The organism is Corynebacterium mendelii (assembly GCF_017307055.1).
Lineage (GTDB): Bacteria > Actinomycetota > Actinomycetes > Mycobacteriales > Mycobacteriaceae > Corynebacterium > Corynebacterium mendelii.
Map to the genome: position 1 here is coordinate 22,968 of NZ_JAFLEQ010000015.1, position 22,634 is coordinate 45,601.

Annotated in this window: 17 protein-coding genes; 9 read left to right on the forward strand and 8 right to left on the reverse strand. The window is 63.1% G+C overall.

Annotation, left to right across the window (positions count from 1 at the left end; all coding sequences use genetic code 11):
* The first annotated feature begins 56 nt into the window (after window positions 1–56).
* Window positions 57–1,112 (forward strand): DUF5692 family protein, encoded by a 1,056-nt coding sequence (locus tag JZY06_RS08035; RefSeq protein ID WP_242516856.1) that lies wholly within the window; start codon window positions 57–59, stop codon window positions 1,110–1,112.
* 315 nt (window positions 1,113–1,427) lie between these two features.
* Here JZY06_RS08035 and JZY06_RS08040 read toward each other — a convergent pair whose 3' ends face one another.
* Window positions 1,428–2,483 (reverse strand): hypothetical protein, encoded by a 1,056-nt coding sequence (locus tag JZY06_RS08040; RefSeq protein WP_207279045.1) that lies wholly within the window; start codon window positions 2,481–2,483, stop codon window positions 1,428–1,430.
* Window positions 2,484–2,652: 169 nt separating this feature from the next.
* On the opposite strand from JZY06_RS08040, the gene JZY06_RS08045 reads away from it, so the two are divergent.
* Complete coding sequence (locus JZY06_RS08045) at window positions 2,653–4,017, forward strand: DUF5692 family protein (protein WP_207279046.1); 1,365 nt, start codon at window positions 2,653–2,655, stop codon at window positions 4,015–4,017.
* A 581-nt stretch (window positions 4,018–4,598) separates the two neighbouring features.
* On the opposite strand, the gene JZY06_RS08050 is transcribed toward JZY06_RS08045, so the two are convergent.
* The 5 genes from JZY06_RS08050 to JZY06_RS08070 all read right to left on the reverse strand — a co-directional run bounded on the left by JZY06_RS08050 (window position 4,599) and on the right by JZY06_RS08070 (window position 7,778).
* On the reverse strand, window positions 4,599–5,048 hold the full coding sequence (locus JZY06_RS08050; protein ID WP_207279047.1) for a hypothetical protein: 450 nt from the start codon (window positions 5,046–5,048) through the stop codon (window positions 4,599–4,601).
* A gap of 173 nt (window positions 5,049–5,221) precedes the next feature.
* Window positions 5,222–5,605, reverse strand: coding sequence for a 50S ribosomal protein L20 (rplT, locus tag JZY06_RS08055; RefSeq protein ID WP_207279048.1), 384 nt, complete (start codon window positions 5,603–5,605; stop codon window positions 5,222–5,224).
* A gap of 109 nt (window positions 5,606–5,714) precedes the next feature.
* Entirely contained in the window at window positions 5,715–5,909 is a 195-nt protein-coding gene (rpmI, locus tag JZY06_RS08060; RefSeq protein WP_123930834.1) for a 50S ribosomal protein L35, read from the reverse strand.
* A gap of 265 nt (window positions 5,910–6,174) precedes the next feature.
* Entirely contained in the window at window positions 6,175–6,750 is a 576-nt protein-coding gene (gene infC / locus JZY06_RS08065) for a translation initiation factor IF-3 (protein WP_207279049.1), read from the reverse strand.
* Between the two features lie 389 nt (window positions 6,751–7,139).
* Window positions 7,140–7,778 (reverse strand): hypothetical protein, encoded by a 639-nt coding sequence (locus tag JZY06_RS08070; protein ID WP_207279050.1) that lies wholly within the window; start codon window positions 7,776–7,778, stop codon window positions 7,140–7,142.
* Window positions 7,779–7,954: 176 nt separating this feature from the next.
* On the opposite strand from JZY06_RS08070, the gene JZY06_RS08075 reads away from it, so the two are divergent.
* Window positions 7,955–10,117 carry a hypothetical protein gene (locus JZY06_RS08075; RefSeq protein ID WP_207279051.1) on the forward strand — a complete coding sequence of 721 codons (2,163 nt, stop codon included), beginning with the start codon at window positions 7,955–7,957 and terminating at the stop codon, window positions 10,115–10,117.
* Between the two features lie 169 nt (window positions 10,118–10,286).
* Here JZY06_RS08075 and JZY06_RS08080 read toward each other — a convergent pair whose 3' ends face one another.
* Window positions 10,287–10,892 carry a hypothetical protein gene (locus JZY06_RS08080; RefSeq protein ID WP_207279052.1) on the reverse strand — a complete coding sequence of 202 codons (606 nt, stop codon included), beginning with the start codon at window positions 10,890–10,892 and terminating at the stop codon, window positions 10,287–10,289.
* 185 nt (window positions 10,893–11,077) lie between these two features.
* Window positions 11,078–13,954, reverse strand: coding sequence for an excinuclease ABC subunit UvrA (gene uvrA / locus JZY06_RS08085; RefSeq protein WP_207279053.1), 2,877 nt, complete (start codon window positions 13,952–13,954; stop codon window positions 11,078–11,080).
* Between the two features lie 228 nt (window positions 13,955–14,182).
* Between uvrA and JZY06_RS08090 the strand changes: the two genes are divergently transcribed.
* The 6 genes from JZY06_RS08090 to JZY06_RS08115 form a co-directional block, all read left to right on the forward strand.
* Window positions 14,183–14,785 (forward strand): MBL fold metallo-hydrolase, encoded by a 603-nt coding sequence (locus JZY06_RS08090; protein ID WP_207279054.1) that lies wholly within the window; start codon window positions 14,183–14,185, stop codon window positions 14,783–14,785.
* Window positions 14,786–14,994: 209 nt separating this feature from the next.
* Complete coding sequence (locus JZY06_RS08095; protein ID WP_207279055.1) at window positions 14,995–15,948, forward strand: DoxX family protein; 954 nt, start codon at window positions 14,995–14,997, stop codon at window positions 15,946–15,948.
* A 289-nt stretch (window positions 15,949–16,237) separates the two neighbouring features.
* Window positions 16,238–18,529, forward strand: a complete 2,292-nt coding sequence (locus JZY06_RS08100) for a HelD family protein (RefSeq protein WP_330617210.1) — start codon at window positions 16,238–16,240, stop codon at window positions 18,527–18,529.
* 145 nt (window positions 18,530–18,674) lie between these two features.
* Window positions 18,675–19,211, forward strand: a complete 537-nt coding sequence (locus tag JZY06_RS08105; protein ID WP_207279057.1) for a hypothetical protein — start codon at window positions 18,675–18,677, stop codon at window positions 19,209–19,211.
* Between the two features lie 688 nt (window positions 19,212–19,899).
* Window positions 19,900–21,804, forward strand: coding sequence for a ribonucleoside triphosphate reductase (locus tag JZY06_RS08110; RefSeq protein ID WP_207279058.1), 1,905 nt, complete (start codon window positions 19,900–19,902; stop codon window positions 21,802–21,804).
* A gap of 107 nt (window positions 21,805–21,911) precedes the next feature.
* On the forward strand, window positions 21,912–22,634 hold a 723-nt coding region (locus tag JZY06_RS08115), incomplete at its 3' end, for a radical SAM protein (protein WP_207279059.1).

A 22,634-nucleotide genomic window follows, 5' to 3' on the forward strand; every position in this document is an offset into this window, starting at 1 on the left:
CCGCGGCAGCTGCCAACACCACGAGTATTCGGAGTTGATCCGCCATGTGGCAAGAAATGACCGCCCCGGACTACCCCACCCTGTTTTTCTTCGAGCGCGGCGAGTTCGCCGACTACATCATGCTGATTGTGGTCACCGCCGCGCTGGCGCTGACCGCCTGGTTGGCGCAGCGCAACAAATGGGTGGTGCTGGCGGTGTTCGTCGTCGCGCCTGTATTGCTCACCATTTTCTGGTGGCCCCATTCCACCGAGGGAACCAACTCGGCCGGCTGGTTTCCCATCGTCAAACAGTATTCGGCGCTGGCGGGTTCGCTCAGCCTGGTCGCCCTGCAGCACTTCAACAAGCTGCGCCACAAATACTGGTACCTGTGCATCCCGCCGCTCATCCTCGCCGTCAATATCGCCGAGGCGGTCGTCCGTGACTTCCAGTGCTACTTCATCCACGGTGTCGACCCGGAGCAGGGCATGGTCACCTGGGGAGGTCCGTGGAATCTCATGAACGGTGTGGCCGGCATTCTCAACCTGCTGGCGATCACCGGCTGGGTGGGTATTTTCATCGCCCGCGGAAAGTCGAGGGCTGTCCTGTGGCCTGATCTGACCCTGTGGTGGATCATCGCCTACGACGCCTGGAATCTGGCGTACGTCTACAACTGCCTGGCCGACCGGGCCTGGTATTCGGGCGTGGCACTGCTGGCCTCCTGCACCATCCCGGTGCTGTTCAAGTTCGGCCGCGGCGCCTGGATCCAGTACCGTGCCTACACCCTGACCCTGTGGTCGGCGGTGGTGCTCACCTTCCCGCACTTCATGCAGGATTCGTTGTTCGCCCACCGTTCGGCACACAACCCCTATGCAATGTTCCTGCTGTCGTTTGTTGCCCTGGTGCTCAACATTGTCGTGTTTGTCTGGCACATCCGGAAAATCCGGGCCACCAAACGCAACCCGTTCACCCAGGAGGTCTACTCCGACACCGACGAGTGCATCGAGATCATCCGCGACAACGCCTCGCCGGAAGACCAGGATGCCATTGCCCGCCGTCTGGGCATGCCCGCCGAAGAAATCGGCTACCGCGGCTACCGGACAACATCCACCGGCCCCGACCGGGTGACAGCCTAGGGGTCTTTCCGGTTGGCCGTGCGTTGCACCGAACACAACCTTCGGATTCCACGCACATGCCTGCCGGAATCCCGACCGGGATCCCGGACACAGTGCCGGAACATTGTTTCCCCCTTTGCCCGCCCGGACCATGTCACAGCATCCACCCGGATGCGACATGGTCCGGGCGCCGTTGTGTGCGCCCCTTTTCGCGGCGGCCGGTCACCGGATCGTGGATCACCCCGGATGGCGAGGGAGCCTGAAAACAACAACCCGCCCGCCGCATCTTCGGTCGGAAGATGCGGCGGGCGGGAAACCAGCCGGCGGATGCCGGTGCTATTTTTTCTTCTTGCCCCAGTCGGGCAGGTAGGTGCGTTCCCGCTTCTGGCGGATTTGTTCCTCCCAGCTGAAGGCGGGTTCCTCCCAATCGGTGAAGTAGTCTTCATCGACATGGCCGTGCCAGGGGGTGCCGGGCCCCGTCGGCGGCCAGTCCGGGTTGTCGGTGACAGGTTCGCGGATTTCCTTCACCGCCGGATTGTGCCGGCCGTAGCGGAACCACTGGGTGTAGGTGTCCTCAAACAGGGGCGTGCCATCCCACCGCCCGGCCGGGGTCCCGGAATTGAACCAGCGGCCACCGAGCACACCGCGCATGAACTTTCCGGTGTGCTGCTGCTTTTTGTTGAACTCGAGGGTGCGCTTGACGTAGATGTTCTGCAACCGGGTCATCACCCCACCGATCAGTTCGATATTGACCCAGTTGAGTGCTTTCATCGCGGTACTTGCCGGCTCGTAGCCGATGCGCCAGTGGTTGATCAGCCGGGTTCTGCCGCCTTTGAGCGGAACCATGTAGAAGCACCAGGCGGCCGCGAAGTGTTTCATGCCGGGGAAACGGAATGCATAGGAACCCGGGGCCGCCGGCGGGTTTTTCGTGTCGACCCATTGGACGACGTACTTGCCGGGCACCACATCGGCCCACTCCATTGACATGCCGTGGAAATCGAAGGCACCGATGTCCCCCGGCATGAGCGAATCAGGTTGCTGGAACTCTTCCTGGATTTCGTAGCTGTTGAAAAACGGCAGCCGGGCGAAGGTGCGCTCCAGCCACTCGGAGGAAAACGATCCCGACTTGTCGGCGCCGAGCTGTTTGAACAACCGGTAGACCGCGTAGGCGGGCGCGTCGATGGTGACCGCATAGGTCGATGAGTAGGCGTTGTCGTAGTTGGCGTCGATGAGATCGTCACCCGGATAACGCCACGCCTTTTCCTTGTCGGTGGCCTGTCCGGTCAACTGACTGAACGTGTACATCCCGGCCAAACCGGCCAGGGCGGCACCGCCTGTGGCCAGAAGTGGCATACGCCACGAATTCGAACCCTTTTTGTGGGTGTCAGACATCGCAAACCTTTCTTTCCAAAGGGCCGGATAATTAGGAATAGGCACTCATTCTTTCACGGCTAACGAAAGCCGTCCAAACCCGCTCTGAATGCCTTCCTTAATTATATACAAAATCCTTTTCTGGGTGTAGGGTGATGTTTATCTCCTCCGCGATAGAGAAAGAGTCATTATGTCTTCATTATTTCTCTGGGAGATTGGCACCCCCGTGGTGTACGTGATGTGGATCATCGTGTTCGCCGCGCAGATACTGATCTCCGAAATCAACCGCCGCTGGACCTGGACGATCTTCGCCCTGTGGACAATCGGCGGCATTGCCCTGATGCCCTACGCAGCCATCCACGGCACCCCGATGGTGGGCTGGTTCCCCTTCGGCAAATACGTGATCATGGTCGCGACAGCGACGATGACCGGTTTCCTGTTGTGGTACGGCACAAAGAACCCGGCCAAAGCCCGCCGGTACGCGATCTGGTTCGGCGTGGCGCTGTGGATCGGCCTGGCAGTCAACATCATGGAAGCCAATATCCGTGACATCACGATCTTCTTCGAAAACGACACCTACCTGGCCTGCGCCGCCGATCCGTCGTGCCTGAAGGCGATCAACGAGTCCCATGTGGGCATCGACATGATCAACGGGCTGCCCGAGTCCCGGGGCATCAGTGAACCCGTCGGCTCCGATGCCTGGTATGCGGCCGTGGCCGCAAACTTCGCCGCCAACGGTGTCGGCATCGACCCGGCCACCGGTTTCCGCACCATCGGCGGCTACTGGAACATCATCACCGCCATTGCCGGTGTGCTCAACATCATCACCATCACCGGCCTCGGCAAAATCTATGTCACCAGCAACAAAAACCAGAAAGTCAAAGGCCTGATCTGGGCCGACATGGTCTGGCCGTGGGTGATCGCCTACGACCTGTGGAACCATGCCTTCCTCTACAACGCCCTGTCGGACTACACCTGGTACTGCACGCTCGCCCTGCTGCTGGCCGCCACCATTCCGGCGTTCACCTGGGCGAAAGGCCAGTGGATCTGGTTCCGCTGCTTCACCCTGATGTTCTGGATCGCCATGAACAACCTGCTGCCGCAGCTGCTGGTTCCGCCGAGCTCCATCCAGAACTTCTCCACGATGGATCCCACCGCGAACAAAGTCTGCGCCTGGGCGGCGTTCATCTCCAATGTGGCGCTGTTTGTCTACTGGCTGTACAAGATCCGCACCACCGGCCGCAACCCGCTGCGCGATCCCCTCTACGCGGAGATGAAAGAGTTCCGCACCATCATGAACGAGCACGCCGACAACAAAGACAAGTGGTGGATGACCGACATGATCAAACCCACCCCGGTTGAACTCGGCTTTGCCCCGGATACCGACACCCCGCCGGATGACGGCTGGGTCGGCTGGATGCCCTGGTGGAAGAAGGACAACCGCTACCACAAGCCGCGCACCCCGCTGTCCAGCGACGCGGTGCTGATGGCCAAAAACATCGCCCCCACCGGCAGCGAGGCCGCAGCGACAAGCGACAGGGGCGTCAGTCACTAACCCACCCCCATGCCGGTGGGCAGCACCCCCCACACACCACCCAACCACCCCCGCATTCCCACAGGGAGCGGGGGTGGCTTATTTTTTTCCACCCTTCATTTTTATCCGTGTGGCACACCCTGTGATACACCCCTTCCCTTATGCCCGGATCAGCTATTACCGCACCCTTATTTTTGCATTCTTTTTTGTATCGATCCTGACTACTTATTTTTTCCCGTCATGATATTAAATCTGTTTTCTTCCGCGTGTTTTATCGGCGCTTTTTTAACAGTTTGTTAAAAGATATTCGAATTGTTTTACCGTTGTGTTTCAGCAACTCCCCCTGACGCTGCTTCAACCGGGAAAGCTGCTGGCCTGGAATGGCCGGTGCGCCCCGGCGCATCCACCGCTCCGGTGGTTGGGGCCGGTGGGGTTGGTGAGGACATCAACGGTGGTGGGCCACACCCGCAGGGTTCAGGTCGGGTGGCGGGTGCAACAGGCGTGGTGCGGCTGGGCTGTGGGGGAACAAAAAACGGCCCTTCCCGCCTAGGTGCGGCGGCGGGAAGGGCTGGGTGTGATTCCAGGGAGTGGGTGGTTGTGATCTAGGTTGCCCCGACGGCGGTGGGGCCTGCCATGTGGCGGCGGCCGATGATCCAGCCGACAACCGGTGCCACAACACCTGCGACCACGCCGATGAATCCACCGGGACCGGTCAGCTCCGCGCCTTCCGGCGGGGCCAGAAGATTGCTCAGGGCGGCAGCGGCGAATACCGCGCCCCCGACCACGGTGAGCCACCGGTATCCGGTCCCGAGATGCTTGGTGGAAAACCCGGTGCCGACAACGAAAACACCGACCATGCCCTGCAGGACATACCAGAGCATATCCACCATCTCCGGCAGATCGCCGCCAATCATGCGGCTGGCGCCAAGAAGCAGTGTGGATCCGGCGAACAACACCGCCCCCGGCAGGACAGCCAGTACCAGGCGGCGTTGTTTTTCCCCCGGAACGCGGGGCCGGGTGAGCGGGCGGCCGGGGCCGTCGGTGTGGTCCATGAACAACAGTCCTTTGTCGCGGCAATGGGTGGGTGGACAACGAAAAACCGGACCCATCCCCCGTGGCCCGTCGGGGCACGCGGAGCGGATCCGGCATTCACAGGCACAAGGGCCGAGGTTGGGTGGTGGTGGCCACCACACCCGGGCTTTGTTGTGCTTATTTTAAAGCCTTGTTAGGCGGCCTTGGGGGCGTTGACGTCCTCCGGAAGGGCGGCCTTGGCAGCTTCACAGATGGTGGTGAAGGTGGCGAAGTCGCTGACAGCCAGCTCAGCCAGCATCTTGCGGTCGACCTCGATACCGGCCAGGCGCAGACCCTGGATCAGCCGGTTGTAGGTGATGCCGTTCATACGGGCCGCAGCGTTGATGCGGGTGATCCACAGGCGGCGGAACTGACCCTTGCGCTTGCGGCGGTCGTTGTAGGAGTAGGTCATGGAGTGCAGCCACTGCTCTTTGGCCTTGCGGTAAAGGCGGGAGCGCTGGCCGCGGTAGCCCTTGGCGGACTTCAGGATTTCGCGACGCTTCTTCTTGGCGTTGACGGACCGCTTGACACGTGCCACGGTAAAACTTCCTTAAATGTTAAAAGATCGGGGTTTGAATATCTGTAACTGAGACGCTGATGGCCACCGGGGGTTGATGCAACCTTGCCGGTACGGCCGGGGCCCGGCCTTAGGCCTTGCCCAGAAGCCTCTTGACGCGGCGGGTGTCAGCTTTGTCGACATCCGTGGTGCCCTTCAGGCGGCGGGTACGGGTCGACGGCTTACCTTCCAGCAGGTGGCGGCGGTTGGCCTGCTCACGGCGGAGTTTGCCGGAGCCGGTGATCTTCACGCGCTTGGCGGTGCCCTTGTGGGTCTTCTGCTTCATGGTGTTCTCCGGATCGTTTCTTTGTCTTCAATGATCGTGGTTGATGATTACCTCAAGCGGTCTGACGGATGCCGCGGGGCGAAGACGGTCGTCTTGCGCTATCCCGCATCATCCGGCACGCCCGGCTTGACGGGCACAAGGTCAACGGCCCCTTCAACCGGTTGGTCTCCCCTGCCGGGGATTGGCCGGACAGAGGCGTCGACCGGGAAACTGTGTGCCCTTCATGTGTGGGCGGGTGGTGGAACACGCCCGGCTTTGTGTGTGTTTACTTCTTGCCCTTGCGGACCGGTCCCAGGACCATCGTCATGTTGCGTCCGTCCTGCTTCGGCCGGGCTTCGACGACACCGTAGTCGGCGACATCGTCAGCCAGCCGCTCCAGCAGCCGGAAACCGAGTTCGGGGCGGGACTGCTCACGGCCACGGAACATGATCGTCACCTTGACTTTGGAGCCTTTTTCAAGGAAACGGATGACATTGCCTTTTTTGGTCTCGTAGTCATGGTCGTCGATCTTGGGGCGGAACTTCTGCTCCTTGACCACGGTCTGCTGCTGGTTGCGGCGGGACTCACGGGCCTTCTGGGCCTGTTCGTACTTGTATTTGCCGTAATCCATGATCTTGCAGACCGGGGGCTTGGCGTTGGGTGCAAGCTCCACCAGGTCAAGATCGGCGTCGTAGGCGATTTTGCGGGCATCTTCGATGCGGACGATGCCCACCTGCTCACCGTCGGGGCCGACGAGACGTACCTCGGGTACTCGAATGCGCTCATTGATGCGAGCTTCAGCGCTGATGGGAACTCCTAGAGTCGTGAGATGTAAGGGATAAAATTCAAAACAAACAGACACAGCCGGTGTGCGTCCTACCGCCAACCGGTTGACGCCGGATCACTCCGGCGGTCAGACCCCACAAAAAATCCCGCGGCCGGTGATCCGGTCGCGGGAGATCCTGTTTCAAACCCCCGTCGGCTGTCACGCCAGAAAACAACCTGCGCAACAACATGCCGGACTTTATGCGGGTCCGCGGATTGCTGTGCTGGTGCAGCTGGTGGTGACGCCGTGGGTGGTGACCATTATCCATCCGGTTTCCCGGAGGCATCTGGTGGGAGGGATCTCCGCTTGCTACCGCGCAGGCACACACGTGCGCCCGCCACGGCGGTAGTGCCCAACAACCTAGCACATCCGGCTGCCGGGAACAAAAACGACGGAAGGTGTGTGTCCTGCGGGGCGGTGAGATGTCAACGGCCCGGATTGACGACAACGACCGCATTGTCGCCGCCCCGGCAGCGCCACCCGGTTGTCTGGTCGATCCGCACACAGTCAAGCTGGTAGTCGTTGTTGGTCACCGGGCTGGTGGCGGTGATGCTCACCCGCCCCTGGGCGGGCGGCGGGGTGCCGAGTACCGCGGCAACCTGGCGGGCAAACGGGCAGCTGGTGGCTGTTGTTTCCGCCCACACATCCGCCCCGCAGCTTTCCACACCCTCACCTTCCGGCGGGGTGAAGCCACTCGGCCTGCCGGCGGCGGTGGTTGTGGTTGTGGTTGGTGAGGATGGTGTCTGCGCGGCTTGATCAGCCCGGGTGGTGGGTGGTGGAGCAGCTCCATCGACGGTGGTGCGTGTGGTTGGTGCGGTACTGGCCGGGGCCGGGGCGTGGCTGCCGGGGGCAGGTTGTTCCCGGGTGGTGGTCACCACCACTGTCGCGGCATCCGGTGACGGCTGCGTGGTGCCGTGGCTTCCCCAGCCCAGAAGTCTCACCCCGGCATAAACCAGGCTGCCGAGAACAACCAGCAGCAAAACGATGGCGGCCACCATGGCGGCCAGGGTGAAACGCCCGCGGCCACCACCCGGGCGGGGTTGCGGTGGAGGATATGGGGTCATGGAGGCACCTTGTTCCTGGAAGTTGTTGTTCAGCCGCGGCCACATGCGGAGCGGATCCGGTTGTTTTCCGGTCCACGGTAGGCCATCACCGGTGGTCGGCGCACGGTGCCGGACACGGTCATCCCCCACACGCGAGCCGGTCGGCCGCGGCAGGTGGAGCGGTATAGTGGGCGCCCATGACCGATTGTCCGGACCATGAACACGACCGTGTCGACCTTCTTGCCAGGCGGCTGACCGAGCTTGAAAACAAGGTCGACCGGCTGATCGACGCCGTGGACGGTGAACCCGGAAACGGGTTGCCCGCCGGTGACGACCGGCAGCCCGCTGCCGCGCACCGCCGGGTGGCCGACGCATCCGGCACACGGCAGCGGGACGGACAGTCCGTGCACGACACTGTCCCGAAAGCTGCCGCCCCGCGCGCTGCTGCCGGGAACCGGCCGGGACACCCCGGTAAGGGTTCGCCCGTATCCCGGCGGCAGCAGTCCCGCCGTCAGCGCCCCGCAGCCCGGCCGGGCCCGTCCCGGTCGCTGGGTGTGGTCGGGGTGCTCATGCTGTTCGGCGCCGGGGTGACCATCGCCGGTATCTGGCTGCTGGTGGCAACGGCCGTCAACGCCGGGCTTGTCACCGACGGCGCCATTGTGGCGGCCGGGCTGGTGCTGTCGGCTGTTCTGTTTGGCGCCGGTGTACTCACCGGGCGTTCCCGGCTGCCGCAGGGGATTTCCTCGGTGTTCGTGGTGGCCGCTTTGTTGGGCTATGCCGCAACGGTGCTCTCCGGGTCGGCGGTTTATGGCCTGTGGCCGCCGATTGTCAGCAGTGTGCTCCTGGTGGCCGGAAACGCGGGATTGTTGTTCTGGCTCACCCGGCGCAACCGGCCGACGGCGATCGCCTGGGCGGCCGGGCTGATGATGGTTGTGGCCACCGTCAACACCGCAGATGCGCCATCACCCGGTTCGTGGGATGTACCGGCGATTATTCTTGCGTCCCCGGTGGCGCTGGCACTGGTTGTTGTCGCCGTCACCCGGCGCAAACCCTGGTCGGCGGTACGCGCGTCAACAGCTGTGACCTGCTCGATTGCGTCGGCCGCCCACCTGGTTGCGGTGTGGCTTTCCCCCACGGAAGAAACCTATGTGTTGCTCGGGGAAGCAGTTGTGGTGCTGGTGGTGGTTATTGTCGCCCTGTCCGGCCGCTGCCCCTCCCCGGGTGCACTCAGCGACAGTCTGCTGCTGGTTGTTTTACCGGCCACGGTGCTCAGCGTGGTGATTATCCTGTTCGAATCATGGGCCACCCGTGGCCTGGCCACAGTTGTCACCGTCCTCTATTTGGCTGTCGCCCTGGCCGGTGCCCGTCTCGGGGAGATCACCCCCGGGGACACCACCACCGCTGCCGACCCCGCCCCCGGTGTGCAAAGCGACCTGGCCGACAGGCGGATGCACATGATTGTCGCCGGGCTGTCACTGGTGGCGCTGCATCTGCTGGCGTTCTACCAGGCGCTGATTGACACCTCCCCGCTGACCGATGTCGATTTCGAGGTCCTCCGGCTGGGCATGCTGGTTGCCGGGGCCGCGGTGATGCTGGCCCTGGTGCGGTTCGAATCGATGTCGCTGCCGGTTGTCTGCTGGTCGCTGGTGATGGTCGCAGGTCCCCTGCCGCTGATCGAATCCACCCTGGAGTTCAAACCGCTGTGGCTTTCCGGCACCATGAGCATTCTCACCGGTATCACCTGTGTGCTGGTCACGGTGGTGGCCGTGGTGGTCGCCACACGCTTCGGCCCACTGCCGAAACTCAATGCGGTGGTGGTGTTTTTCTACGCCCTGCTGTTGTCCTACACCGGCATTGTCACGGTGGTGGCGTTTATCCTCAGCCCCGTCTCGACCACCGACTGGGCGGTGTTTGTCGGACAGGGCACCGTGTCGCTGGTGTGGCTGGTCGCCGCCGGCTGGCTGCTTCTTGGGCCGGGTTCAACCCAGTCGGCGATCCGCGGCACACTGGGGCTGGCACTGGCAGTGGCAGCCAGCATCAAACTGGTGGTCGTGGATCTGGCCGGAAGCAACGACTGGATCCGTATCGCGGTGTTTTTGCTGTGCGGCAGCAGCACCCTGGTCATTGCCGTCCTGCGCGCCCGCCGCGACCGTGCGACACTGCCGGACACACACAACACCACCCCGGTAAGCCACGCCACCGCCACTGCTGCCGGCGCCCCCGTGCCCGCGGCGCACACCGCCACCCCGGGAACAACGGACACGGGCACCGTCGACAACAGCAATAACCGCCCGGGCTGGACATCACCCTATACGCAAGGCAAGCCGGAGCGGCAGGATTTGGGCGACACCAGCGACTAGGCGAAAAAAGCACGCTTGAGCACCCCCACAGATCTGCCCCGCCGGTTGTTTCCTTGCACGTGCGCCTGCGGCACCAGCACACGGGCAGGCCGGTTGCCAACCGGTCACCGACCTGCCCAGTGAAGGTAAAAGACCGCGGGGATGCCGCGTGATGGCGTGGTTGTTTCTCTTAGTCGGCCAGCTGCTCCCGGGGAATGGTTCCTTCCGAGATACGCCTGCCGCCGATACCGCCCTGAACCGGGATGTCGATGGTGGAGAAGACAATATTGTCGGTGCACGGGCCTTCCGGGTGCTCAGGCGACCTGCCGTTGATCACCCCGAACACCACCCGGTCGGTGGTGGTGTCGGTCCAGCCGCGCAGCAGGTTACAGCCGTTGGTGGTGACCTCCACGCGGATCGTGGAATCGTCGGCCACCCACCAACTGGTGGACCGCACCTGCTGTTGATGCACCATCACCGGTGTTTGCGGGGTGATTGTCCGGCTTTTCCGGCCCAAATTGCCCAGAGTTTTGGTCACCGACGAGTTCTGCACATCGGCAGTCGATGATCCCATCCAGGATGCGATCAACCGGACCAGCTCCCCGACAGCGCCCAAGGGCTCAGCTGACAGCGCCCGGGCCGATCCAGGCGCAGACGAGCTGTCGGTTTTGGTCTCCCCGGTACCGAGGACGGGCGGGGTGGAAGTCTCATCGGCCACTGCCGGCGCCTGGCCTGAGGCAAGAGTGAAACAAACAGCCAGGACGGCAGTGCGGGCGCTCACACGTCGGGTGTGCATGCGGTCTCCTTTATTTTTTCGCGTCTCGCTCATTGTGACACCACCAATATGCCGGGCGCCGGGGCGCCATTTCTTGCAGCAGCAGGCCACAGCCTGGTTCAACTGAATATTCCGAGTTCACCGAAAACAAACAAGACCCTGCAGATCATCTGCAGCCCGCCTCGCGCCCGCCGGGGAGACGCAGGCTAGGACTTCATCGTGACATGGTGCCCGGCAAGAATCTGTTTCAGATATCCGCCGGTATAGGACTGCGCCACGGCGGCCACATCTTCCGGGGTGCCTTCGGCGACCACAGTGCCGCCGCCTGCCCCGCCTTCCGGCCCCATGTCGACAATCCAGTCCGCGGCCTTGATCACATCCAGGTTGTGCTCGATGACGACAACCGAGTTGCCTTTGTCCACCAGGCCCTGGATGACCAGCATCAGTTTGCGGATGTCCTCGAAATGCAGGCCGGTGGTCGGCTCGTCGAGAATGTAGATCGTCCGGCCGCGGGAGCGTTTCTGCAGTTCGCTGGCAAGCTTCACGCGCTGCGCCTCACCGCCGGACAAGGTGGTGGCCGACTGCCCCAGACGCACATAGCCCAGGCCCACATCCACCAGGGTGTCCAGATACCGGGCAATGGAGGTGATCGGGGCGAAAAACTCCGCCGCCTGGCTGATCGGCATGTCCAGGACCTCAGAGATCGTTTTTCCCTTGTATTTCACCTCCAGGGTTTCCCGGTTGTAGCGCGCCCCGTGGCACACCTCGCAGGGAACATACACATCCGGCAGGAAGTTCATCTCGATTTTCAGTGTCCCATCGCCCCGGCAGGCCTCACAGCGGCCGCCCTTGACGTTGAAGGAGAACCGGCCGGGTTTGTAGCCGCGGACCTTAGCCTCATTGGTTTCGGCGAACAGGTTCCTGATCTTGTCGAACACCCCGGTGTAGGTGGCCGGATTCGACCGGGGGGTGCGGCCGATCGGCGACTGGTCGACCTGCACCAGTTTGTCCAGATGCTCCAACCCGTCAACCCCGGTGGCTTTACCGGGCACCAGCCTGGCGCCGTTGAGTTTGTTGGCCAGGGTTGTCGCCAGAATCTGGTTGATCAGGGTGGATTTACCGGATCCGGATACGCCGGTGATGCAGGTCAGCACCCCCAGCGGAATGGTGACATCGACATTGCGGAGATTGTTTTCCCGGGCCCCGCGGATGGTCAACACCCGGCCGGGGTCGGTCGCGCGCCGGGTGTTGGGGATACCGAGTGTTTTCTTCCCCGCCAGGTACTGGCCGGTCAGCGACTCATCACAGTCCAGCACACCACTGGGTTTTCCCTGGTAGACGATATGCCCGCCGTATTCGCCGGCTTTCGGGCCGATATCGACCAGCCAGTCGGCGGTGCGGATGGTTTCCTCGTCGTGTTCGACCACGATCAGGGTGTTGCCGATATCGCGCAGATGCTCCAGGGTGGCGATCAGCCGTTGGTTGTCACGCTGGTGCAGGCCGATCGACGGCTCGTCGAGGACGTAGAGAACACCGGCCAGCCCGGAGCCGATCTGGGTGGCCAGCCGGATGCGCTGGGCTTCCCCGCCGGACAGGCTGCCCGCCGCCCGGCCCAACGACAGGTAGGTCAGCCCGACATCGATCAAAAACTTCAGCCTGGCCTGCACTTCACGCAGCACGGCCCCGGCGATCATTTCCTCTCGGGCGCCCAGGGCCAGATCGTTGAGGAAATCCGCGGCGTCGGCGACGCTCAGGGCCGTCACATCGGCAATCGACATCTCCCCGTGGGAGTGTGACGCCAGGCGCACCGCCAGGATTTCCGGGCGCAGCCGGGCACCGGAACAGGTGGAGCAGGCAACCTCCCGCATGTAGCCGAGCATGCGTTCTTTCTGGGTCTCCGAGTCGGAGGTGTCCAGTTTCCGGGTGATGTAGTTGAGCACCCCCTCAAACGGGGCGGTGTAGTTGCGGATACGCCCGTAGCGGTTTTTGTAGCGCACACTGACCTTGTGTTTCGAGCCTGTCAGCACCGCTTTCTGCTGCGGTTTGGTCAGCCGGTCAAACGGGGTGTCAGGGTCAAAGCCCATCGCGTCGGCCAGGCCGGTGAGCAGTTTGCGGAAATACTTGATGTTGAACCCGGTGTTCCACGGGGCGATGGCTTCCACCAGTGGGGCGGAGGGATCGGGGATGATCAGATCCATGTCCACTTCCAGGGTGGTGCCCAATCCGTCACACGCCGGGCAGGCGCCGTAGGGGCTGTTGAAGGAAAAACTGCGCGGCTCGAGTTCATCCACCCCGAGCACATGGCCGTTGGGGCAGGCCATTTTCTCGCTGAACCGGCGGGTCCGGTTCGGATCGGTGTCGTCGAAATCAACGAAGTCGAGCACCACCACCCCGTCGGCCAGCCCGAGGGCGGTTTCCACCGAATCGGTCAGGCGCTGTTTACCGGAGGGCTTGACCTTCAGCCGGTCGATGACGACCTCAATATCGTGTTTGACCTGTTTTTCCAGCGTCGGCGGGTCGCTGAGCTGGTGGACCACCCCGTCGACCCGGACCCGGGAATAGCCTTGCGCCGCCAGGTCGGAAAACAGCTCCTGGAACTCACCTTTCCTGGTGCGCACCACCGGGGCCAGCACCTGGAATTTGGTGCCTTCTTCCATGGCGAGCACCTGGTCGACGATCTGCTGCGGGGTTTGCCGTTCAATGACCGCGTCACACTCCGGGCAGTGGGCGGTCCCGGCCCGCGCGTAGAGCAGACGCAGATAGTCATAGACCTCGGTGATGGTGCCGACGGTCGAACGCGGGTTGCGGTTGGTCGATTTCTGGTCGATTGAAACCGCCGGGGACAATCCCTCGATGAAATCGACATCCGGTTTGTCCATCTGCCCCAGAAACTGCCGGGCATAGGCCGACAGGGATTCCACATAGCGGCGCTGCCCTTCGGCGAAAATGGTGTCGAAAGCCAGGGAGGATTTACCCGAACCCGACAAACCGGTGAACACGACCAGCTGGTCGCGGGGAAGGTCAATGTCGACGCTTTTGAGGTTGTGCTCGCGGGCACCACGGACAATCAGGCGGTCAGCCACTTCGGTTCACTCGGTCTTTCACGCTGGTCGGGGGCTAGAACAAAAGGGTGTATCCCGCAATCCGCGGCACCGGTGGTTGTCCTGTTTTTTGCGGGACACACGACCGGGGCGGATCCGGGGACGCAGGAGGGCCGCGGGCCGCGGGGGTCAATGGTGTTGTCCCCGGGCTGCCGGCCAACCCAAACGCTATCACCATCGACTCCGGCCGCCTGGGCTACCCTGGACCACATGACCCATGAGATCCGGTTGGACACAATTTCCGTCTCCGAGATGGACAACAACGTCTATCTGCTCAGCCACGACGGCGAGGGACTGCTCATCGACGCCGCCGACGATGCACCGGCGATTTCTTCCCTCATCAGCCGCGCCGGGGTTGAGGTGACCTGTGTGGCCACCACCCACCGCCACAACGACCATGTGCGCGCCCTGAAAGAGGTTCTCGATTCCACCGGGGCCGTCCATGTGGCCAGCCGGCTCGATGCCCCCGCCCTGCCCGCCCCGGTCGACCATGAACTCGACCACGGTGATGTGCTGCACTGGGCGGGGCTGGAGATTCCGGTGATTGTGCTGCGCGGACACACCCCGGGCGGGCTGGTACTGGATGTGACCATCGACGGGGTGCACCACCTGTTCACCGGGGATTCGTTGTTTCCCGGCGGGGTGGGCAAAACCACCGGCGGCAATGATTTCACCCGGCTGCTCAACGATGTGGTCACCCGGGTGTTCACCGTCTACCCCGATGACACCGTGGTTCATCCCGGTCACGGTGCCCCCACCACCCTGGGGGCCGAACGCCCGCAGCTGGACCAGTGGCGCGAGCGCGGCTGGTAGACACCCGCAGGCCTGCTGCGGGTAGACTTCGGGACACGTTTTTTTAAATCGCATCCGTGTCCCGCTGCAGGCGGCACCACGCTGCCGGTGGCGGGATGCGCGACACTTGTTCATCCATCCCATGTGACACGGTGGCCGCGCCGCAACAAGGCGTGCCACCGATCATTCCGCCGGATAATCTCCGGCCAAAAGGAGGCTGGTTTTCCACCATGTTCCGTAAAATTGCACGACCAATGCTGGCGTCGGTCTATGTTGCCGACGGTGTCGATTCCGTCATCAACGCCAACGAGCACAGCGACAGCGCGAAAGCGGTCATCGACCGCACCAAGTCACTGCTGCCGGGCACGTATGCTTCCGTTATTCCGGATAACCCGGAACTGGTGGTCAAAGCCGCCGGGGCGACCAAAATCACCGCCGGAACGCTTCTGGCCCTGGGTAAATTCCAGCGCCTGTCCGCCGCCGCCCTGGCGCTGACCGCGGTTCCGACAATCCTGTCCCGCCACGCATTCTGGGCGGCTGAGGACGGGGAGGAAAAAACCACCCGCCGCAACGGTTTCCTGACCAATGTTGCCCTGTTGGGCGGGCTGTTGATCACGGTCTCCGACACCCAGGGCAAGCCGGATCTGGTCTGGCGGACCCGCCATGCCGCGAAGGTCACCAACAAAAAGATGCAGTCCGCGCTGCCGGGTAAGTCGGAGACCGAAAAATACCTCGACCAGAGCCGGGAAAAAGCCGGTGAATACGCCGGTGCCGCGAAAGCCGCGGCCGCCACCACCGCCGCCACCGCTTCTGCCAAAGCCACCGGCTTCTGGGAGGACAAGGGCCGCGACATCTACGAGACAGCGGCGGAAAAAGCAGGTGAATGGTTCGAAGAAGCCGAAGAACTCGCCAGCGACTATTACGACCGCGCCCAGAGTTTCGTCGACGACAACAAAGATGACTGGCTGGCTGCCGCCGATTCCAATGCCAAAGCAGCCAAAGACCGCACCGTCCGGGCGGCGAAAATCGCCCAGCAGCGTGCCGACGAGGCCGCGAAAAAAGCTTCCGATGAATACGGCAGCAGGTCGAAAAAAGCCCGCAAAGCCAGCCGTAAGGCCACCAAGAAAGCCGACAAGGCACGGGCGAAGGCCGTCAAGAAGCTGCAAAAGAAGTTCGGGCTGTAACTCTGCCCCGTCGTCATCCGGCACGGCCCGCCGCAGGACGGGGTGCGCCGCCGGATGGCCCTGCGTGCCGCGGCCGCCGGCCGGACAGTACCACCACTGTCCGGCCGGCGGCCGCTGTTGTGGTGGTGTCGAACCGCATTGCCGGTGGGCGATACGAAAAAGGTGGTCTAAAATGGTTTCTTCCGCAGGGCGCGGGAGAGCCGCGAGGGTGTTGTGCATCCTCCCCTTTTCCACCCGGCGCCCCCTTTTACTCCTGCCACCGACAACAGAAGCTGAAAAACACTCCGCTGTGCCGACACACCACACCCCAGCCGACCACGTCGATGATCGCGTCAGCGAGCAGCAGCAGCATCTCAACTCGCTGATCGCGCATCTGGACGCCGAAGTCGCCAAAGCCCGCAAACGCCTGGATGAGGTCATGCTCAGGGTCGATCCCTCCAATCCGGATCCGGAGGCCCTGGTGGAACGGGAAACCGAGTACCACTCCCTCAACGAGCGCATCGACCGGCTCAACATCGCCTCCCTGGGCCTGGTGTTCGGGCGCATCGATGTATTCGACACCACCAAAGCAGGGCCCGAGCACCCGGTTCCCGGACACCCCGATCATGACCGCCGCTACATCGGCAGGTTGGGGTTGCACGACCGGGACAACGGCTACGAGACCCTGCTGTTGGACTGGCGGGCGCCGACAGCCAGACCCTTTTATCTGGCCACCACCGCCCAGCCGGAGGGTGTCATCGCCCGCCGGCACATCAAAACCAAAGGCACCACCGTCACCGATGTCACCGACGAATATTTGGCCGACATCCCGGAGGCCGCCGGTCATGCCGGTGGTGCGGTGGGCGATGAAACCCCGCTGCTGGCGGCCTTGAATCGTGCCCGCAGCGGGCATATGAGCGATATCGTCGAAACCATTCAGCGGGAGCAGGATGAAATCATCCGGGATTCCACCCGCAGCATCATGGTTGTCACCGGCGGGCCGGGCACCGGCAAAACCGCGGTCGCCCTGCACCGGGTGGCTTATCTGCTCTACACCTGGCGGGCGCAGCTGAGTAAAACCGGGGTGCTGATCATCGGCCCGAACACCACCTTTTTGGACTACATCTCCCGGGTCCTTCCCGAACTCGGGGAAACCGGTGTGGTGCTGTCGACTGTGGCCGGGCTCTACCCTGGTTTTTCCCCGCAGAAATCCGAAAGCCTGCTGGTCAAAGAGATCAAGGGATCGGCGGAGATGGCCACCATCCTGGACCGGGCGGTGAAAAACCACCAACTGGTCCCCTCCGAACCGGTGGCCATCACCCTGGAGGGCCTGGAGGTCACCGTCACCCCGGCGATGGTCAAGGCCTCCCGCACCAGGGCCAGGCGTTCCCGCAAACCCCACAACTTCGCCCGCCCGATTTTCCGGGATCATCTCACCGAATCCATTGCCCGGGCCTACGCGCACCACATCTCCGCGGACCCGTTGGGGGGCGGGGATTTTCTCGGGGAAGGCGATGTCGCCCAAATCCACGACGATATCTGCGACGAGCAGCAGCTCACCGATCTGCTCGACCAGCTGTGGCCGCAGCTGGATCCGGTGGAGGTTCTCGCCGAACTGGTCGGCAGCACCGAAGTCATCGATGCGGCGGCCACAGGCTACGACGAGGAAACCAAAAACGCCCTCTACCGCGATGACCCGTCTGCTTTTTCCACCTCGGACACCGCACTGATCGATGAACTGGCGCACCTGATCGGTATTCCCGACCCGGATCAGGCCGACGACAACAACCGGCGGGCCTGGCGGCAGCAGATCGCCGATGCCGAAGATGCCCTCGACATTCTGCAGTCCTCGGCCAACACCGACCTGGATGATGAATCGGAGGCCGAAATACTGTCCGCCCACGACATCATCGACCCGGAAACCCTGGCGCAACGGCAGAAAGTCCGCGACACCCGCACCACCGCCCAGCGGGCCGCCGCCGACCACACCTGGGCCTTTGGTCATGTCATTGTCGATGAGGCACAGGAGCTTTCCCCCATGGAGTGGCGGATGGTGATGCGCCGCTGCCCCGCCCGGTGGATGACATTGGTCGGCGATACCGCCCAAACCGGCCATCCCGCCGGTGTTGACTCGTGGACCGAAACCCTTGAGCCTTTCGCCGGCACCCGGTGTGTCCGCCACGAGTTGACCGTCAACTACCGCACCCCGCAGACCATCACCGATTTCGCCGAACCACTGCTGGAAGTCATCGCCCCGGAACAAACCCCGCCGACAGCCATCCGGGACGGCAACCGGCCGGTGACCATTGTTCCGGCGGACACCGACCCGCTGGCGGTGAAACAACGGCTCGAAAAAGCCGAACCCGAACGGTTGACGGCGATCATCGCGCCGCCGCAGTCCGGTATCGACGGGGCCCGCACCGTCGACGACATCAAAGGCCTGGAATTCGACCATGTCATTGTGGTCGACCCGGCAGCCATTGCCGAGGCCTCGGTGCAGGGACTCAATGACCTGTATGTCGCCTACACCCGCGCGACACAAACGTTGACGGTCATCGGTGATCCGCCGCATCCCACCGGTCCGTTCACCCGCGGCCACTGATCTGCCCCCCGCATGCACTCGGCCCAGCCGGGAGACCACCACCGTTTTCCCCAGTCACGGATCGTGACGTAGTATTGCCGGTTGGGGGTGTTGTGCCACTCCTGTTGCCCCTGCCGCCGACACCATGGAAGGACCGGTCCCGGCCATGAGTACCCGCGATGTATCCGCCGGACAACCCACCATCCGCCGGAAAGCCCCCGCCCCCGCGGTGTCGGTTGCCCTGGCCGGCCTGGCGGTCACCGGCTGCGCATTGTCATCGGAAAACGCCACTGACCTCGAGTCGGCGGGCCCGGACATGTCGGCGATTCTCAACGAAGCCGTCGCCCGCGGCACAAACCCGGTGGAGGTCCACCCAGCGTGGCTGTACCCGGGCGAACCGACCGGTTTTTTCATCGCCTGCCCCTACCTGCCGCGCGGCAGCGCCGAAGCCATCACAAAAGTTCCGCTGCGGCAGATTCCCGCTGATGGCCTGGATGATTCGGTCAACGCTCTGGTCATTGTCTACCGCGACAACCGTACTGTTGTCACCCGCTACCCGCTGGACAAAATCAACATGTGCACGATGACCGGCCAGCAGGAGGAAGTCTTCGACAGCGACTCCACCATTGTCTTCGAACCCACCGACACCGGCTGGCAGGCAGTCGGTTTCGGCCACCAAACCCGGGCACAGACCACCGACTAGTCCCCCGGCACCCACGCGCCCCACAGCCGGACACTGCGGTTGACCCGGCACCGGCCGGCGAATCACCATGATCACTAAGCGGCGGTTCAGCACCGCCGTTACCGGCGCCACACCATCCACACACGTGCGGGGAGCTTTTGCTGCAGGTGACCGGAACGAAGCCGCCGTCCCGGGCACTGTTATTCAGCACAGCTCCAACGCTTGGGGTTCAGCCCCGCGGGCCCCATTGGACGAACCGGCAAAACAGCCGGAAACCACGGGCTTCGGGGGTTAAAGTGCAACAGGAGCAGGGCCGCCGCACAGGACTCCGGCAGGCCAGGGATATTTTTGTTGCGTCCCACCGCCGCCTCACCGGGCACACGCCGTGGGGCACAGCGATCGTGCCCTCCCTTGCCCTTCTAGTCCGAAAAACACCTGCCGCAGACAGAGCACGGACCTCGCCCCACAGCCCGCCACAGGCGGTGTGTGCAAAAAATCACACACGTGTTATTTGTGGCATGGTTCACCACAAGATGCGGCGGGCAGCACCCGTGCGCAAAGCCCTGTACGGGAGAGTTTTCGCTGCTACGTAATTTTGGACAAACCACAAGATGTAGTGTTTTGGTTTCCCTCAGCTACTACCTGTTGTGGCGCCAGTGGGCCGATAGGGACTTTTCAATGTTGCCAATCGCTCCTATTGTCAGCGGACATGACCACTTTTTCCGCTCCCGCCACCACGGCTCCTTCCACCCCCACGGCGGCACCGTCCGTCCCCGGGGACGACCACCCCACCCCCACCGTGACCCCCATCGACCAGCAACACCGGGTGCTGGTCGATCCGGTCAGCACCATCGACGAGTATCTCTCCCGCACCGATTGGCGGGTCAACGCCAACGCCAACCAGGACTTCTCCCTCGGCGGGATGATGCTCAACTCCACCGGCAAAGTGGTGGCCAACTACTGGCTGAGCCAGGTGTTCTCCCCGGACGCGGCCGCCGCGCACCGGGACGGTGACATCCACATCCACGATCTGGACATGCTGGCCGGATACTGTGCCGGATGGTCCCTGCGCCAACTGCTGGAGCAGGGATTCAACGGGGTGCCAGGGGCAGTCAACTCCGCGCCCCCGAAACACTTTTCCTCCGCCTGCGGCCAGATCGTGAATTTTCTGGGCACCCTGCAAAACGAATGGGCCGGCGCCCAGGCATTCAGTTCCTTCGACACCTACCTGGCTCCGTTCGTGAGGCTGGACAACCTGGACTACCCGACGCTCAAGCAGCACATGCAGGAATTCATCTTCAACCTCAATGTGCCCAGCCGCTGGGGCATGCAGACCCCGTTTACCAACCTCACCTTCGATGTGTGCGTGCCGGAGGATCTCAAAGCCCAGCACCCGTTCATCGGAGAGGAAGTCATGGACTTCACCTACGGCGAGCTGGAAAAAGAAATGGAGCTGATCAACACCGCCTTCATCGAGGTCATGAGCGAGGGGGATGCCGACGGAAGGGTGTTCACTTTCCCCATCCCCACCTACAACATCACCCGGGATTTCGACTGGGACAGTGACTTCTCCGAGCGGTTGTTCGCCATGACCGCCCGCTATGGTCTCCCCTACTTCCAGAACTTCATCAACTCGGAGCTTTCCCCCGGGCACATCCGCAGCATGTGTTGCCGCCTGCAGCTGGATCTGCGCCAGCTGCTGGCCCGGGGCAACGGGCTGTTCGGCTCCGCCGAGCAAACCGGTTCCATCGGTGTTGTCACCATCAACTGTGCCCGGCTGGGCTACCTGTATGCAGGCGACACCGCCGGGCTGTACAGGCAGCTTGATCATCTCATTGACCTGGGCGTCGACACCCTGGAAAAACGCCGGGAAACAATCGGCGAGCTCATTGACCGCGGCCTCTACCCCTACACCGCCCGGTGGCTGCCCAGCCTGGACAACCATTTCTCCACCATCGGGGTCAACGGCTGCAATGAAATGGTCGCCAATTTCTTCCGCCACAGCCCGCAGGCCACCGACATCACCTCCGACTCCGGCAAGAGCATGGTGCTCGAACTGCTCGAACACATCAACAAGCGGCTGGTGGGCGCGCAGGAGAAAACAGGTCACCTCTACAATCTGGAGGCCACCCCCGCCGAAGGCGCCACCTACCGTTTCGCCAAAGAGGATGCGGCACGGTTTGACGACATCATTCAGGCCGGGACGCCACAGCAGCCCTACTACACCAATTCCTCGCAGCTTCCGGTCGACCACACCCCCGATCCTTTCGCCGCTCTGGAGCACCAGGAGGACCTGCAGGCTCTCTATACCGGCGGGACTGTGCTGCATTTGTACATGGGGGCGAAGATGTCGTCGTCACAGGCGTGCGCGAAACTGGTGCGCCGGGCGCTGGACAACTACCGGCTGCCCTACATCACCGTCACCCCGACGTTTTCGATCTGCAGCGACCACGGGTATATCTCCGGGGAGCACTTCTTGTGCCCCACCTGTGACAAACCCACCGAGGTGTGGACCCGGGTCATGGGCTATTTCCGGCCCGTGCACAGCTTCAACACCGGTAAAAAAGGCGAGTTCCACCAGCGCCGGTATTTCCGGGAACAGCTGGCGGTCTGACACGCCCCGGGCATGCCCGCAGGCCCTGGGGAAGGCCACAGGCCTTTTTCAACACCCCCGCCCACCGATCACCCCCTTACGACTGAGAAAAAAGGTTTCCCGACACTGTGCCCGCCACCGCCATCCCGCAGCTGCCCGCCGCCGGAATCATCCCGTTTTCGGTCACCGACTGGCCGGACAACATCACCGCCACCCTGTTTACCCAGGGCTGTCCGTGGCGGTGCCGCTACTGCCACAATCCCGCACTGCAGGAGATGGTTCCTCCGGCCGGTTGCGGCAGCAGCGAACACAGCACCGGCCCTGCCGACGCGACGACGGCACCAAGGCCCTGTTTCGCCGATTTTCTGGCTCTGCTCCGCCACCGGCGGCGGGTCTATGACGGGGCGGTGATCTCCGGGGGTGAACCCACCGTGCACCGCGGCTTGGGGGCGGCTGTTGCCGCGATCCATGGGCTGGGACTCCCGGTTGGCCTGCACACCTGCGGCTACCAGCCAACCCGGTTGGAGGCGCTGCTGGCCAACCCGGTGACCCGTCCCGAGTGGGTGGGCCTGGATGTCAAAGCCATCACAGCCGATCTTCCGCAGGTCGTCGGCTGCAGTAAAAAAGCAGCCGAGGTGGCCGGCCGGAGCCTGGATATTGTCAGCCGCTATTGCCGGAACACAGCCATGGAGGCGGAAATTCGGACCACAATCTGGCCGGATTCGCCTGTCAGCGACCATCTCGACCAGCTGCGGGAGGTTGTCGCCCGGGCCGGTTTTGAGCTGGTGGTCCACCAGGCCCACGGGGTTGACGCGAACGGCTATTTCATCGGCGACAGCGCCCCCGTTGCC